The 13,544-nt window shown below is 56.3% G+C and carries 15 protein-coding genes and 2 pseudogenes; 10 read left to right on the top strand and 7 right to left on the bottom strand.

Annotated features, from left to right (window positions below):
• Window positions 1–26: 26 nt before the first annotated feature.
• Entirely contained in the window at window positions 27–884 is an 858-nt protein-coding gene (locus BLU25_RS21760; RefSeq protein WP_016780003.1) for a LysR substrate-binding domain-containing protein, read from the top strand.
• Here the strand turns inward: BLU25_RS21760 and BLU25_RS21755 are convergent.
• From BLU25_RS21755 to earP, 3 genes are all read right to left on the bottom strand, one after another.
• Window positions 874–1,626: a sulfite exporter TauE/SafE family protein gene (locus BLU25_RS21755; RefSeq protein ID WP_016780002.1), complete on the bottom strand. Its 753-nt coding sequence runs from the start codon at window positions 1,624–1,626 to the stop codon at window positions 874–876. The two genes, BLU25_RS21760 and BLU25_RS21755, sit on opposite strands and share 11 nt — an antisense overlap.
• Before the next feature lie 133 nt (window positions 1,627–1,759).
• On the bottom strand, window positions 1,760–2,332 hold the full coding sequence (locus BLU25_RS21750; RefSeq protein ID WP_016780001.1) for an elongation factor P: 573 nt from the start codon (window positions 2,330–2,332) through the stop codon (window positions 1,760–1,762).
• A gap of 49 nt (window positions 2,333–2,381) precedes the next feature.
• Window positions 2,382–3,515 (bottom strand): elongation factor P maturation arginine rhamnosyltransferase EarP, encoded by a 1,134-nt coding sequence (gene earP, locus BLU25_RS21745; RefSeq protein ID WP_016780000.1) that lies wholly within the window; start codon window positions 3,513–3,515, stop codon window positions 2,382–2,384.
• A gap of 125 nt (window positions 3,516–3,640) precedes the next feature.
• Between earP and BLU25_RS21740 the strand changes: the two genes are divergently transcribed.
• A complete protein-coding gene (locus tag BLU25_RS21740; protein WP_016779999.1) occupies window positions 3,641–4,123 on the top strand; it encodes a GreA/GreB family elongation factor in 483 nt (160 codons plus the stop codon).
• A gap of 113 nt (window positions 4,124–4,236) precedes the next feature.
• Here BLU25_RS21740 and BLU25_RS21735 read toward each other — a convergent pair whose 3' ends face one another.
• Window positions 4,237–4,491 carry a hypothetical protein gene (locus tag BLU25_RS21735; protein WP_016779998.1) on the bottom strand — a complete coding sequence of 85 codons (255 nt, stop codon included), beginning with the start codon at window positions 4,489–4,491 and terminating at the stop codon, window positions 4,237–4,239.
• A gap of 167 nt (window positions 4,492–4,658) precedes the next feature.
• On the opposite strand from BLU25_RS21735, the gene BLU25_RS21730 reads away from it, so the two are divergent.
• The 3 genes from BLU25_RS21730 (at window position 4,659) to BLU25_RS21720 (ending at window position 6,701) form a co-directional block, all read left to right on the top strand.
• A complete protein-coding gene (locus BLU25_RS21730; RefSeq protein ID WP_016779997.1) occupies window positions 4,659–4,976 on the top strand; it encodes an ElaB/YgaM/YqjD family protein in 318 nt (105 codons plus the stop codon).
• 149 nt (window positions 4,977–5,125) lie between these two features.
• Complete coding sequence (locus BLU25_RS21725; protein ID WP_029611302.1) at window positions 5,126–6,328, top strand: MFS transporter; 1,203 nt, start codon at window positions 5,126–5,128, stop codon at window positions 6,326–6,328.
• Window positions 6,329–6,404: 76 nt separating this feature from the next.
• Window positions 6,405–6,701: a DUF6388 family protein gene (locus BLU25_RS21720; RefSeq protein WP_016779995.1), complete on the top strand. Its 297-nt coding sequence runs from the start codon at window positions 6,405–6,407 to the stop codon at window positions 6,699–6,701.
• Between the two features lie 64 nt (window positions 6,702–6,765).
• Here the strand turns inward: BLU25_RS21720 and BLU25_RS21715 are convergent, their stop codons facing one another.
• On the bottom strand, window positions 6,766–7,284 hold the full coding sequence (locus BLU25_RS21715; protein WP_016779994.1) for a DUF4142 domain-containing protein: 519 nt from the start codon (window positions 7,282–7,284) through the stop codon (window positions 6,766–6,768).
• Between the two features lie 169 nt (window positions 7,285–7,453).
• On the opposite strand from BLU25_RS21715, the gene BLU25_RS21710 reads away from it, so the two are divergent.
• The 5 genes from BLU25_RS21710 to BLU25_RS21690 all read left to right on the top strand — a co-directional run bounded on the left by BLU25_RS21710 (window position 7,454) and on the right by BLU25_RS21690 (window position 12,576).
• Window positions 7,454–7,795 (top strand): hypothetical protein, encoded by a 342-nt coding sequence (locus tag BLU25_RS21710; protein ID WP_016779993.1) that lies wholly within the window; start codon window positions 7,454–7,456, stop codon window positions 7,793–7,795.
• A gap of 327 nt (window positions 7,796–8,122) precedes the next feature.
• Entirely contained in the window at window positions 8,123–9,178 is a 1,056-nt protein-coding gene (locus BLU25_RS21705; protein WP_016779992.1) for a fatty acid desaturase, read from the top strand.
• 182 nt (window positions 9,179–9,360) lie between these two features.
• A complete protein-coding gene (locus BLU25_RS21700; protein ID WP_016779991.1) occupies window positions 9,361–10,506 on the top strand; it encodes an EstA family serine hydrolase in 1,146 nt (381 codons plus the stop codon).
• Window positions 10,507–11,337: 831 nt separating this feature from the next.
• Window positions 11,338–11,895: a helix-turn-helix domain-containing protein gene (locus BLU25_RS21695; protein ID WP_081481025.1), complete on the top strand. Its 558-nt coding sequence runs from the start codon at window positions 11,338–11,340 to the stop codon at window positions 11,893–11,895.
• 105 nt (window positions 11,896–12,000) lie between these two features.
• A complete protein-coding gene (locus tag BLU25_RS21690; protein WP_029611301.1) occupies window positions 12,001–12,576 on the top strand; it encodes an HD domain-containing protein in 576 nt (191 codons plus the stop codon).
• A gap of 78 nt (window positions 12,577–12,654) precedes the next feature.
• Here BLU25_RS21690 and BLU25_RS21685 read toward each other — a convergent pair.
• Both BLU25_RS21685 and BLU25_RS21680 read right to left on the bottom strand, forming a co-directional pair.
• Window positions 12,655–12,894: pseudogene (locus BLU25_RS21685) on the bottom strand (phage portal protein); the annotation flags it as partial.
• Window positions 12,894–13,528, bottom strand: a pseudogene (locus BLU25_RS21680) (phage terminase large subunit family protein); the annotation flags it as partial. The pseudogenes BLU25_RS21680 and BLU25_RS21685, both read right to left, overlap by 1 nt.
• Window positions 13,529–13,544: the final 16 nt, after the last annotated feature.

Genomic DNA, 13,544 nt, shown 5'->3' with positions numbered 1-13,544 from the left:
ATGCGACACATCTACGAGATTGATCAATGGCTGAATTCCCCAGCATCGACACCGACCTGCTGCGCACCTTTGCCGCAATCGCCGATCACGGCGGTTTTACCCGTGCGGCCGAAGTGGTCAATCGCACCCAGTCGGCGGTCAGCATGCAAATGAAACGCCTGGAAGAAGACGTACTGAAATGTGCGCTATTCCAGCGCGAGGGGCGCAATGTCAGCCTGACCCAGGAAGGCATCGTGCTGCTCGGCTATGCGCGGCGCATCCTCAAGTTGCACAGCGAGGTGTTCAACACCCTGCGCCAGCCACAGATGGTGGGCACGGTAAAGATCGGCTCGCCGGATGATTATGTGATGCGCTTTCTACCCGGGGTGCTGTCGCGTTTTGCCCAGGACTACCCGCTGATCAATGTCGAGGTGCATTGCGAGCCGTCATCGCAGCTGTTGCAGCGCAACGACCTGGACCTGACCATCGTCACCCGCAAACCCGGCACCGAAATGGGCCAGATCCTGCGCCAGGAGCGTTTTGTCTGGATGGTGGCCCAGGGCTTCTCGCCCCACGAGCAAACGCCCCTGCCGCTGGCAATGTTCAATACCGACTGTTTTTGCCGAACCTGGGCCTGCAATGCGCTGGATATTCAGCAACGTGAATACCGGGTGGCCTACACCAGCGCCAGCCTGGCGGCAATCAACGCCGTGGTGAGCACCGGGCTGGCCGTGACCGCACAGCTGCAAAGCCTGCTGACGCCCGACCTGCGCATTATCGGCGAGGCCGAGAACCTGCCCGTGCTGCCCTCCGCCAGTATCGTGCTGCTGCGCAAAGCCAACAGCGCGTCGTCGCCCATTATCGAGTGCTTTGCCGAGTACATCGTTGAAGGCTTCAAGCCTTGATTGCCAGCAACCCCGCGCACAGCAGCAAAAAGGCGCAATACAAGCCGCGCAGCATGCGCTCCGGCAGGGCGTGGGCCAGCCTGACGCCCCAGCTGATGCTCAACAGGCCGCCGATGGCCATCGGCACGCCCATGACCCAGTTGACCTCGTCATGCACCGCATACGTCAGCAAGGTAACCGCAGTACTCGGCGCTGCCAGGGCCAGCGACAGGCCCTGAGCCACCACCTGCGTGGTGCCGAACACGCTGGTCAGTACAGGGGCCGCCACCACGGCCCCGCCTACCCCAAACAACCCGCCGGTCGTGCCCGCTACGGCCCCCAGCACCCCGAACCACGGCCAGCCGTAGCGTGAACCGGTCACTGAGGGTGGCGCCGAGGTGTACATTTTGATCAGGTTGTAGAGGGTGATCGCCAGTAAAAAGGCGATAAAGCCCCAGCGAATAACCCCTGCATCCACCCCGACCGCGAACATTGCCCCCAGCCAGGCGAAGCAAAAACTCATCAGCACCAGCGGCAATGCCTGACGCAGATTGATCCGGTTGCGCTGCTGATAGCGGTACAGCGCCAAAAACACATTGGGCACCGACATGGCCAGGGCCGTGCCTTGCGCCAATTGCTGATCCAGCCCGAACCACAACCCCAGCACCGGAATGGCGATCAAGCCGCCGCCAATCCCGAACAACCCGCCCAGCGCGCCCATCGCGACGCCCAAGGCTGCATACATTACAAAATCGATCAGCATTGCCGCCCCTCTTGGTAAGCGCCCATGCTACCCAGTCCCCGGCCCCGGGCAAAGCGCTATGCGGGGGCTTTTGCCGGGCAAAAAAAAGCCCGACCAACAGGCCGGGCTTTTTATCGTACGGTTAACGCAAGGTTTAAACCTTGGCGCGGCCCTTGTAGGAACCACCGTCACGGGTATCGATTTCGATCCAGTCACCGATTTCAACGAAATCAGCAACGCTCAGCTCGGTACCGTTTTTCAGTTTGGCAGGCTTCATCACCTTGCCCGAAGTGTCGCCGCGAGCGGAACCTTCGGTGTAGTCAACCTGACGCACGATAGTGGTCGGCAGCTCTACGGAAACCAGACGGTCTTCGAAGAAGATGGCTTCGCAAACGTCGGTCATGCCTTCTTCAACGAATGGCAGAACGGCTTCGATATCTTCAGCGTTCAGCTCGTACATGGTGTAGTCAGTGGTGTCCATGAACGTGTAGGTGTCGCCGCTGATGAAGGACAGGGTCGCTTCTTTGCGATCCAGGATCACGTCTTCCAGCTTGTCGTCAGCGCTGTATACGATTTCGGTCTTGTAGCCAGTCAGCAGGTTTTTCAGCTTGGTCTTCATGATCGCGCTGTTACGACCGGACTTGGTGAATTCAGCTTTCTGAACCAACCAAGGGTCGTTTTCGAGCTTGATGACTGTACCGGGTTTAAGCTCTTTACCAGTTTTCATTACGAATATCCGAATTTGGATTGAGATTTACAAAAATCTAGGTCGCGTATCATATCCAATTTCTATAAAACAGTACTAGCGCTTGCGCAAGATCGGCCTGTAATGACTGTTCCAGACACCAACGCTCGGCGTGCGCGGTGATCTCGGGCCAGTGTTCCAGCAGCGAATTCCAGCTTTGCGCCATATCGGCACCCGCATTCCAGGCATGCCAGAGCCCGGTAAATGCCTGGGCAGCCGGCCGCGAAAGGCCTTTGACGTACAAATCAAGGAAGGCATTGAGCTTGACCCAGTGCGCGTCTTCTTCCTGCTCATAGATGTGCCACAGCAGGGGGCGCCCCGCCCATTGCGCCCGCACAAACGAGTCTTCACCGCGTACCGCGTTGAAATCACAGCTCCATAACAACAGGTCGTAGTCCTGCTGACGGACGAACGGTAAAGTCTGCACGGTCAAGGCCCCGCGTTGCTGCACCTGCCCCACCGACAGTTGTTCAACCCCAAGCCAGCGCAGCAGATCACCCATAATCCGCCCCTGAGGCACCAGCAGATGGGTCGGTACACTGCCCGCTGCCATTGCGTCCAACCAGCTGGCAAGCCCGGTATTTTCATAGGCAAACAATGAAATCAACCGCGCATCGCTTGCCGGTGTAACCCCCAGCCCCTGCAAAAAAGCCTGCTTGGCTTGCGGATCCTGCTCAAAGGCACGGCGACGCTGCAGCAGGTCGGCCTCACGCAGCAACCCGCCGGTATCAGGGGTAAACCCTGGAAAGAAAAACATCCGCTTCAGGCCGTCGGGGCGCAAGGAGGGCAAACCATGACAGCCACTGACCCAGTCTTCCGCGCTCAGGTACTCCAGATTGATCCACAGCGCCGGAGCCGGGCGCGCTTTCATCGCCTGCAAGTAACCTTCAGGCAACTTGCAGCCAAATGCCTCGACCACCACATCAGCGACATCGGCCGGTTGCCACTGTTGAGGCCACTGGCAAACTTCGACCCCCTGCTGCCATTGCCGAGCCGCCTGCACATCCGCCTCGGGGCACAACGGCACAAAGGCCCGCAGATCATCGACCCACAACCGCACACCCTGCTGATGCTCGGCCACCAACTGCCGGGCCAGGCGCCAGGTCACACCAATGTCGCCGTAGTTATCGACCACACTGCAAAAAATATCCCAGGAGGCTTTCATTCCGGGCTCCAACATTCAAAGGGGTGATTGTCCGCATAATTTCACGCGTACAGAAGGCTTGATGCGGATTAATCTGCGCAGCACTCGTGCGACAATCGCTGCTCGTTTCCTGCAAGCCATGAGCCATGAACAAGACCGCAGTCCACTTGCTGATGCTGGAAAAGCTCGCCATCGACCTCGACGTGCTCCAGCGGGCAGCGCAAACCGCCTATGAAGCGGCGACCCACGCGGAAAATATCGCCGAAAACAAATACGACACCCTTGGCCTTGAAGCCTCGTATCTGGCCACGGGGCAGGCACGCCGGGTTGAAGAAATCCGTCAGGCGCTGAAAAACTGCCGGGCCATGCCCCTGGCGCCATACGACGCGGCAAGCGGCATACAGATCGGGGCGCTGATTCAACTGGAGGCTGACAACGGCAGTGCGCAGTGGCTGTTTCTCGCCCCCGATGCCGCCGGGCTCAAGCTCGAACACGGCGGACAGACGGTCACTGTGATCACCCCGCGCTCACCGCTGGGCGCTGCCTTGCTGGGCAAGCAGCTCGATGACGAAGTGCAGATCAATGTGGGCGGCGCGGTGCAGGTGTTCAGCGTTTGCGAAACGCTCTAGGCAACTGTGGGAGCGGGCTTGCTCGCGATAGCATCGCCCCGGTTTTCAGATAAATCGCGGCGCCTGAATCGCGAGCAAGCCCGCTCCCACAGACAGTAGTTTTTGCGTATGAATTACTTGGCCGCAGCCATCATGCGGTTCACTTCGCTGCGCACCATGTTGGCGTATTCGGGCGGCGACATGGCGTCCAGTTCCGAACGTACCCATTCAGCCCACTTGCCCTTGCGCTTGGCGCGCTCACCGAACAAACGCGCCGCATCGCCTTTGGCCTTGCCCAGGTTGCTCTGCCAGAGGTCATACAAACGGGATTTTTCATCTTCAAGCGCTGCACGCTCTGCGAGAGGCTTGTTGGCGAGGTTGAAGCTCATGGGAATTTCCTGCGGCGTAAATTTAGGTGACATCTTACACCCTACAAAGAAGTGTCTCAGTCTGGTTTTTGACTACGCTGTCAGCTCAGGCGCAAATCAGATGCAACTTTTTAGCATTGGGTTGACTCCATTACTTATCACCCCTTTAACCTGCAAGGAGTACCGCAATGGCTCGAAAAAATGCCGTACAAGCTGAAGATCAAATCAAGGATCAAGCGTTCAGCGAGCTGCAAGACCTGATTGCCGAATCTGAAAAGCTGCTCAAGGACAGCGCGTCCCTGATCGGCGAAGAAGGCGAAACCCTGCGTGCGCAGGTCAGCCTCAAGCTCAAGCAGGCACTGGACTCAGTGACCAATGTGCGTGAGCGCACCAAACCTGTGGTCGACGCCACTGAAAGCTACATCGGCGGTCATCCGTGGCAGACCGTGGCCATCTCGGCCGGTTTTGGTCTGGTCGTAGGCCTGCTGCTGGGCCGTCGCAACTAAAAATTGGCGGCAACGCCTGCAAGCAAAGCCCCTGATGTTTATCGCCAGGGGCTTTGTGGTTTATAAATTAAAATTACCGACATATTCAGTGACATTCTTCGCTGGCATTCCAATACTTCGTCGCATACCCCATGCCAACGAGACAGCCAATGTCCGCGTCTACTACTGCAACAAAGCCTCTTAGCACTGCCCTGATCCTGCTGATGGCCACCGCCACCGGCCTGGCTGTTGCCAGCAACTATTATGCCCAGCCCTTGCTGCACACCATCGCCCAGGAACTGGGCTTGAGCATGGGCAGCGCCGGCACCGTGGTCATCACGGCCCAACTCAGCTATGGCGCCGGCCTGTTGCTGCTGGTGCCGCTGGGTGATCTGTTTGAACAACGCCGCCTGATCGTCACCATGACCGTGCTCAGCGCCCTGGGTCTTCTGCTCAGCGCGTTCGCCCCTTCGTTGACCTGGCTGTTGATCGGCACGGCAATGACCGGGCTGTTTTCGGTATCGGCCCAGGTGCTGGTGCCGATGGCGGCCAGCCTGACCGACCCGCAAAGCCGTGGTCGAGTAGTCGGCACCCTGATGAGCGGGCTGTTACTGGGCATATTGCTGGCGCGCACCGTGGCGGGCGCACTGTCGTCGGCAGGTGACTGGCGCACCATTTATCTGGTGGCCGCCGCGCTGATGCTGGTCAGTGCCATCGCCCTGTTCCGTGCCCTGCCCAACCATCACCAGAGCGCAGGCCTGAGCTACCCGAAACTGCTGAAGTCGGTATTTACCCTGTTTGTCGAAGAGCCAGTACTGCGCCTGCGCGCCCTGCTGGGCCTGCTGACGTTCTCGCTGTTCGCCCTGTTCTGGACACCCCTGGCCTTTTTGCTGGCCGTACCGCCCTACAGTTTCTCGGACGCCGTGATCGGCCTGTTCGGCCTGGCCGGTGCAGTCGGTGCAGTGGCAGCCAACTGGGCCGGACGCATGGCTGATCGCGGCAAGGGGCAGCAGGCGACCACCGCCGGCCTGCTGGTGCTGCTGGCGTGCTGGCTGCCGATGGCATTTGCCGGGCACTCATTGATCGCTTTGCTGATCGGCGTACTGGCCCTGGATTTTGCCGTGCAGCTGGTCCATGTGAGCAACCAGAACGCGGTATTCAAAGTCCGCCCGGCCGCACGCAACCGCCTGAATGCCGGTTATATCACCTGCTATTTTATTGGCGGCGCTTTGGGCTCGCTGGTGGGTGCGCAAACCTACCCGACCTATGGCTGGGACGGCATTGTCGTGGTCGGCGCAGTGGTCGCGACACTGGCACTGGCGGTGTGGGCTTATAGCCTGCAGCGTGAAAGCAAGCTGCAACCGGTCGGCTAGGCAGCTATACGGCGCTTTTCATCGTAATGCGAACTCGCTAGCATGCGAAAAAAGCCCTGACCATCCGAGACGCCATATGATCCCTAAAGAATCCCGTAACGAACTGGCCCTGGATACTTTTATCAAGGCGCACCCTGAACTGATCGAAGAAATGAAAGAGCTGAGCGCCGAGGACCGCCAGCAACAGATTTTGTGGGCCTTTGAAGACGAAGCCGAAAGCCGCGGCCTGGAAGCCTGGGAACTGGCTCTGGAGCTGATCGCGCGCTCCCCTGAAGAACTCAAGAGCATGCGCCTTGAAGTGCATCAGGAAGTCGCCGAAGCCCTGGACATGAGCTGGGAAGAATATTGCGGTTTCAACGAAATCGCGGTCTGAACCACGCCCCGCTGCACAACACGCCCGGTCGATTACTCACCGGGCGTTTTTGCATCTCAAAGGCTCAGGACTTGTGGTGAGCATCCACCAGTTTTTGCGCCATCAGCAGATGCATTTCCAGCTTGGGCAGATACTTTTCGGCAAACGCCTGCAACTCCGGTGACTCGGGGTTTTGCGCCTGCTCCTTGTACAACTTGATGGCCTGCTCATGGGCCTTGACCTGATTGGCCGCATAAGCCGCATCAAACGAGTCCCCCTCCTGCACTTGCAGCATCAGTTTTTTCGCCTTGTCGAGCAATTGCTCGTCGCTGGACACCTGCAGGCCGAGGCGGCTGGCCAGGTCCTTCAAGTCCCGGTTGGCGTTGGTATGGTCCTTGATGGCCTCCACGGCATAGCTTTCTATATCGGTAGATGACGTTTTACTGATCGCCATACGGCTGGTTTCGATCTCCGCAATCCCTGCTGCGTGGGCCTCATCAACAAAGTCTGCCGGACTGGCTGCGACGGCTGTGGCGGCCACGACCAGGGAACAGACCAGGGCACAACCTGCCACGAAGCGTTTGGGGCCAATCAGGTGTTTCATAACGTCCTCCAGAAAAAGGCAGGTTTATTCCCTGCACAGAATCTGAAGGCAGGTGATGGCAAAGGTTTAGATCAAAGCTGTTTTTTCTGACGGGTGGCAACTAAAAGCACGTCAGCGAACCGTGAGCCATACTGTCCAGCAGCACTTGCCGCCAAACAGGAGAAGCCATATGGACGCCTTCAGGGCCATGCTCGACAACTGGGAATCCAGATCTCAGGAGTCCAGTGAGCGGGTTGAATACAGCCTTTCACTGCACAAGCGTGATCTGGTCAAAATCAAGGCTTTCGCCCAAGCCTACGGCCTGGATGAGGCCACCATTACCCAAAGCCTGATTCATTGCGCCCTTGAACAAGCAGAACAGGCCATGCCCTATGTAAAGGGTTCTGAGGTCATCCGGATTGAAGAAGGCGAGGAGATTTATGCCGATGCTGGCAAGACACCAGCATTCGTGAAAGCAGAACAAGCAATCTCCAGGGCGCTGGAGGTAAACAGTCCGTCTTCCTCAAGCTAGCCTTAGGCAGTGACCGGGCAGCGCTGCGCCCGGTCGTCCCTGATGATTGCCAGGCCCGCAGAGTAACCCTTCAATCCCGGCAACCCGGTGGAGCATGCACAACAATGCGGTTCAGGCAGTTATATGGCATACGCCATTAGTTGGCCGGGCGGTATTTAATCCGGCGCAATAGTTAGTCCAAAACTGCAAAGTTATTGTCAGACAATACAACGATATATATCCACTCGTCTGACCAACTCGCCATAAAAACTTTAAAACTTGCCCAATAAAATAAATGTGCTTTTCTAGAGGAGCGTTCCCGACCCATCGTCTTCAAAGGATGAAGTGATGAATACTGCTAATCAAGCACCCCGCACACCCCTGCCAAAAACCGAGCAGGATTTAATTAACGACGTTACTCAAAAAATCACCCAGCACAGTAATGAGCTGCGTAAACGCTATCGCATACTGGCTTTCCAGAACACCCTCGGCGCCAGCGTGATGGCCGTTTCAATTATTGGCATGATCGTCACAGGCACACTGTATATAAAAGGTCTTATTCCCGGCTGGCTGTGTATTTTAATCAATGCGTTATTGACGTCATTTATTCATGAACTTGAGCACGACTTGATTCATCGCCTGTATTTCCGCAAACAACCCGTGGCGCACAACCTGATGATGCTGTTGTGCTGGATAGCCCGCCCCGGCATGCCCAGCCCCTGGCTGCGCCGTGAACTGCACTTTCATCATCATAAAGAGTCTGGCACCCAGACCGATGTTGAAGCCTGGATTACCACCAGCGGCAGCCAGTGGGGCGCCAAGCGCTTTTTAAAACTCATCGATGGTTTTGTCTTTGGCATTGTAAATGCCTTGTTCGCATCTACATGGAAAGAAAAAATCAGGCTGACCGTCAAGGTGCTTCGCTTGAATGCGCCCATGGGGCTTCTGTACTGGGGCTGCTGGTATATATTCCTGGGTTACCACCTGTACACATGGGTGAACTCGTTGATGGGCCACACTGTTGAGCTCTCGGCTGGCGCAGCACTGCTGATGCAGGTGGTCAATGCTGCAGTGGTGATTATCGTCGCGCCCAATATCATCCGCCAGTTCTGCCTGTTTTTTATCAGCTCCAACATTCACTACTTCGGCGACGTCATGCCGCGCAATCCCCTGCAACAAACCCAGGTCATGAACCGGTGGTGGCTGTGGCCATTCCAGTTGTTTTGCTTCAACTTCGGAAGTACCCACTGCATTCATCACTTTGTGGTGAAGGACCCGTTCTACCTGCGCCAAATGACCGCACCCTTCGCCCATAAAGTTTTAGCGGATGCCGGTGTCAGATTCAATGACTTTGGCACTTACAAGCGCTCAAACCGCTACAACTTTTCGCAACCCGAAGTTTGATCAGGCCACACTCTTTTATTTAAATCACCTCACCCTAAAACAGCGCCACTGAACACCCCCACACCCAGTGACCTTCAGAGCGCGTTACGCCTTATTCAACGGCACCTTTTAGTGCAGGGCATCGACCCTGCCCTCTATATATGCCGTTAATAAATACTGGTTTACTGCATGGAGCATTACGCATGGAAGCAAAAGGACTATGTACCCCCGAATTCGAAGCCGTCAAAAGCGCTTTTGAAGCCATCTTTAATGACCCGCAAGAACGAGGCGCAGGGCTATGTATTAACGTTGGCGGCACGACGGTTGTGGACTTATGGGCAGGCTCGTCGGACCTCCAGGGAAACATACCTTGGAACAAACACACATTGGCGAATACATTTTGTACGGTAAAACCGTTCGCTGCGGTGGCTGCATTAATGCTGGTCGAGAAAGGAAAACTGGAGCTGGATATCCCGGTGGCTGATTACTGGCCTGAGTTCGCGCAGGGCGGTAAATGCCAGGTGACCTTGCGCCATGTCATGAGCCATACCTCTGGCATTCCGGCATTAAGACTCCCGGACCGCAACCCTGCGATGTATGACTGGGAGCAGATGGTCAAGACACTGGCTGCCGAGCCATTATGGTGGCAACCAGGGACTGCGCTGGGGTATGGCACCACAACATACGGCTGGATAATCGGCGAGCTGATAAGGCGAACGGACGGGCGCAACCCTTGCACCTTTATCCACGAGGAAATAACCCGACCCAACGGGCTAGAGGTTCATCTTGGCGTAGAAGAACAGGAGTTTTACCGCATCGCCCATTATGACGCGGCCAGGGGGCGAGTGGGCGACCCCTACTCTAAGCACTTGCGTGATGTGGTTACTGGTCATTCAGAAGACATTTCGACGCTTGCATTTACTAACCCGGGAATATCCCCCGGGCGTACATCCGACCGTAAATGGTGGGCTTTTCAACAGCCCGGAGCATGCTCGCACAGTACGGCAGCCGGGCTGGCCGGTTTCTACAGCGCCCTGCTGGCCGGGCGCTTGATCGGCACAGAGATGCTCAATGAGTTCACCAAAGAGCACAGCAACGGCCTGGATCGAATCTGGAAAAGACCAATGCGCTATGGCCTGGGCTGCATGATGGAGCAAAAAGCCGATCCGGACGCTTCACACTGCATGGGGCCCAACACTTTCGGCCATATAGGGCTTGGTGGCCCAATTGCCTTTGCCGATGCAGAGCGTGACGTGAGCTTCAGCTTTGTGACAACCACATCAGGTCGCCACATGATGATCGATCCACGTGCCCAGAACCTTGCGGCGCTTGCCTACGCGGTGATTTAAAGCTGCACGGATCAGCAGGATGCCTGCACACACAACAAGCAATAACGCGCCTGAGGTAAATCAGGCGCGTGCCGCATCAGTGCATCACTGTACCGCAAGGTGGTATGGGGCGGATCGCGAACTGGCCTGCAGCCGTATTCCCACGGATGCTCCCATACCGCCCTTTTCCAGACGCCAGAAACCACAAACCCCCGACTTTCTCTAGGAAAATCAGGGGTTTGTGTTTACTTAATGTGGCGGTGAAGGAGAGATTCGATACCGCCCGCCCCCGCTTTTTCAAATCACGGCCCCCGGATTCAAGGGCTACAGCCGATACGGTGCAGGTAATATCTGAGTAACCTATAAAGATCAATGCTATATAAATCAATAACTTACAATTGCATTGCCTTGCGCATCACTCAAAATCAATCTTTTCTGTACTACGCCAAATCCAACAAACACGGGGCTTCCAGCAACCTTTAGACCTGTGCGCTATTGAGTTACCTTTTTCCGTCAGCGTTCCTGAGAATCCGAGCTGATGGAGTCCTTCGTGAACGGCAGCTATCGGCTGATTCTGTAGAAAAAGTCGGCCCTTCCAGACTGCCCATGTACTGACTGCTGAAAACGCCATTTTTGCATGCTGCTACGCAAAATATGAGCCCCAGCCTCTGCTCACTTAGCCTGGAGGCGGCCACCCTTCAATGGCAGTCATTTAAAGGGGCGTTACGAGCAGCTCCGCAAAAGACATTGCCTGCTGGCACGTCGATCCAGCTTCCACCTATCCAGGCAATTTGCATGCAGGGCTCGCGCAGATCAAACTCGCCAAGACTCCCACTTTTTCTGTAACCCAATATGCCTGATATGTTGCTAAAACCTTCGTTGCCTGGAGTCATGCTCCGGCGATGGCGTCTCTTGCACCAAGTCAAACAATCACATGCCGCAGAGTTGTTTAGCGTTACCCAATCGACTATCTCTCGCTGGGAAAGTGGCGTACTGGATTTGGATTCCCTCGCACACGAAAAGCTTGAGAAGTTGCTGGCTGCTCGCCTCACTACAGCCGCAGATCAAGCGCTGGGCCGAATGGTTCGTGAAAGCTCGCGCCCCGTTCATCTCATTTGTGATTTGACGCACCGTTTGCTTGCTTGTTCATCTTCACGAGCAGCCCAGTTCGCAAGTCCTGTCAGCGAGCTGCTGGGTAGTTCTTTATGGCGCTTCGCTACGCCAACTATTATTAGCATGGAAGCTGACCTGGATAGATTGGGTTGGCGGGAAGCCTTCGCACCACCAGCGCTGGAATTTCTAACGGGCGACAATCATTCGTCCATTGTTCCGATCAGCCAAAGCTTATGTCGCTGGACACAAATCCCCCTTTCGGACGGAGCAACAACACGCCTGGTTGAGTCGCTCTGACTGCACCCGGCATATTTTATGCGTAGACGCTAATTATCTTGAGATCTAGTCTGGCTTAACCAGGTGAGCGGACATTCTGTCCGGCCCACAGAGTCAGAGGTGTTCATGGACATCGAAAAAATCAAAGGGCGCCTTGAATTTCTGCGTGAGGCGGAAAAGCTCAAGGATGTACTTAGAAGCGCACACACCTCTTCCGGGCGCACCGAAAGCACGGCAGAGCACAGCTGGCGCTTATGCCTGATGGCCGTCGTCTTTGGAGATTATCTGACCGGTCTCGACAGGTTAAAAATGCTCAAGATGTGTGTAATTCACGACTTGGGAGAGGCCATCAGCGGTGACATTCCCGCCATCAATAAAGATTCGTTCCCCAACAAGAGCGAGCAAGAGAGGAGCGACCTCATTCTCTTGACCAATACTCTGGATGAATCATTAAAAGCCGAGATATTGGCACTTTGGGACGACTACGAAAATGCTTTGTCACCAGAGGCGGTAGCCGTCAAGGCGCTAGATAAGTTGGAAACAATGCTTCAGCACAACCAAGGCAAGAACCCAGCGGACTTCGATTACGAATTCAATCTTGCCTATGGCAAAAAATACACAGATGCCGCCCCTCTATTCGAGGCGCTTCGCAATATCATCGACGAAGAAACCAAAGCTAATATGCTTTTGAATCCGAAATAAACTAGCTCACAGCATCGTCAAGAACCCCCGCCTGAACTAGGCGGACGTCGGGTGTCCCTACAAGTGACCTTGGAGCAGCGGGATAAAGGTCTTGCTCAGCAAGTTGCGTTTAAAAGCCAGGCCCGAGTGCAAATGCACGCTGGAACCCACCGAGCGCGACAGCCCATCGAGCGATTGCGGCGGCTCATACCAGCGCCCGTTAAACCAGCACTCCAGATAGTTGAATACCGCCCGACCGCCCAGCACCGGGGTGGGCTCACCAAAGCTGAACGCCTGAATGGACTGATTAACTCTGCCCTCTGCCTGTTGATCGCTCATCAAAAAATCTCCATCCGCCCGGTATTGGCAGCGATCTGCCCCTCAAGCGGTTCGGTGTGCAATGCGTGAAAGAGCGCCCAGGCCAGGTCGGCGTGGCCGGTAGTGTCGTTGCGTCCTGCGGTATAGGTGTATTGGCGACAGCCTGCGGTGACGGTTTTGCGGAAGGCCATCAGCGACTGCGCCCTATCGGTCCACCCTGCGTCGAACTCCAGGTGGCCGTTGTGGATCACGTCGGAGGCTTTGAGTACCAGTCGGGTTTTGACTTCCGGCGAAGAACTGAACGTGGTGACGTTGGGGAAGAACTGGCGCACCAGCTGCGCCACGCCGCTGCCAAGCCGGTGACATCGATGCCGATATAGGTCACCCAGTTGCGGTCGCAGACGCTTTTGATAAAGGCCGCCTGCGCCGCAAAGTCCATGCCCCGGAACTGATGTCGCTCCATGACACGATATTTCCCACCCGGTACCAACGGCGGTGCGCACACCACCAACCCAGAGCAGTCCCCCGTCTCGGCCGGGTCGTAGCCGATCCACTCCTGCCGGTCACCGAATGGCCGTGAGGCAAAGGGCTTGGAGTCCTCGGCCCACTCCACCCAGCTATCGACCATGCACGTCTGCAGCACGGCCAGCGGAAAGTTGCGCCCTTGAACA

The sequence above is a fragment of the Pseudomonas fragi genome, from assembly GCF_900105835.1.
GTDB lineage: Bacteria > Pseudomonadota > Gammaproteobacteria > Pseudomonadales > Pseudomonadaceae > Aquipseudomonas > Aquipseudomonas fragi.
The sequence above is the reverse complement of the archived record's forward strand: the minus strand, read 5'-3'. Positions and strand labels throughout refer to the sequence as shown.

Bases quoted from the DNA above. Each gene is read 5' to 3' on its own strand.
- BLU25_RS21760 (WP_016780003.1), top strand. From the start codon at position 27: ATGGCTGAATTCCCCAGCATCGACACCGACCTGCTGCGCACCTTTGCC.
- BLU25_RS21755 (WP_016780002.1), bottom strand. From the start codon at position 1,626: ATGCTGATCGATTTTGTAATGTATGCAGCCTTGGGCGTCGCGATGGGC.
- BLU25_RS21750 (WP_016780001.1), bottom strand. From the start codon at position 2,332: ATGAAAACTGGTAAAGAGCTTAAACCCGGTACAGTCATCAAGCTCGAA.
- earP (WP_016780000.1), bottom strand. From the start codon at position 3,515: ATGAAAGCCTCCTGGGATATTTTTTGCAGTGTGGTCGATAACTACGGC.
- BLU25_RS21740 (WP_016779999.1), top strand. From the start codon at position 3,641: ATGAACAAGACCGCAGTCCACTTGCTGATGCTGGAAAAGCTCGCCATC.
- BLU25_RS21735 (WP_016779998.1), bottom strand. From the start codon at position 4,491: ATGAGCTTCAACCTCGCCAACAAGCCTCTCGCAGAGCGTGCAGCGCTT.
- BLU25_RS21730 (WP_016779997.1), top strand. From the start codon at position 4,659: ATGGCTCGAAAAAATGCCGTACAAGCTGAAGATCAAATCAAGGATCAA.
- BLU25_RS21725 (WP_029611302.1), top strand. From the start codon at position 5,126: ATGTCCGCGTCTACTACTGCAACAAAGCCTCTTAGCACTGCCCTGATC.
- BLU25_RS21720 (WP_016779995.1), top strand. From the start codon at position 6,405: ATGATCCCTAAAGAATCCCGTAACGAACTGGCCCTGGATACTTTTATC.
- BLU25_RS21715 (WP_016779994.1), bottom strand. From the start codon at position 7,284: ATGAAACACCTGATTGGCCCCAAACGCTTCGTGGCAGGTTGTGCCCTG.
- BLU25_RS21710 (WP_016779993.1), top strand. From the start codon at position 7,454: ATGGACGCCTTCAGGGCCATGCTCGACAACTGGGAATCCAGATCTCAG.
- BLU25_RS21705 (WP_016779992.1), top strand. From the start codon at position 8,123: ATGAATACTGCTAATCAAGCACCCCGCACACCCCTGCCAAAAACCGAG.
- BLU25_RS21700 (WP_016779991.1), top strand. From the start codon at position 9,361: ATGGAAGCAAAAGGACTATGTACCCCCGAATTCGAAGCCGTCAAAAGC.
- BLU25_RS21695 (WP_081481025.1), top strand. From the start codon at position 11,338: ATGCCTGATATGTTGCTAAAACCTTCGTTGCCTGGAGTCATGCTCCGG.
- BLU25_RS21690 (WP_029611301.1), top strand. From the start codon at position 12,001: ATGGACATCGAAAAAATCAAAGGGCGCCTTGAATTTCTGCGTGAGGCG.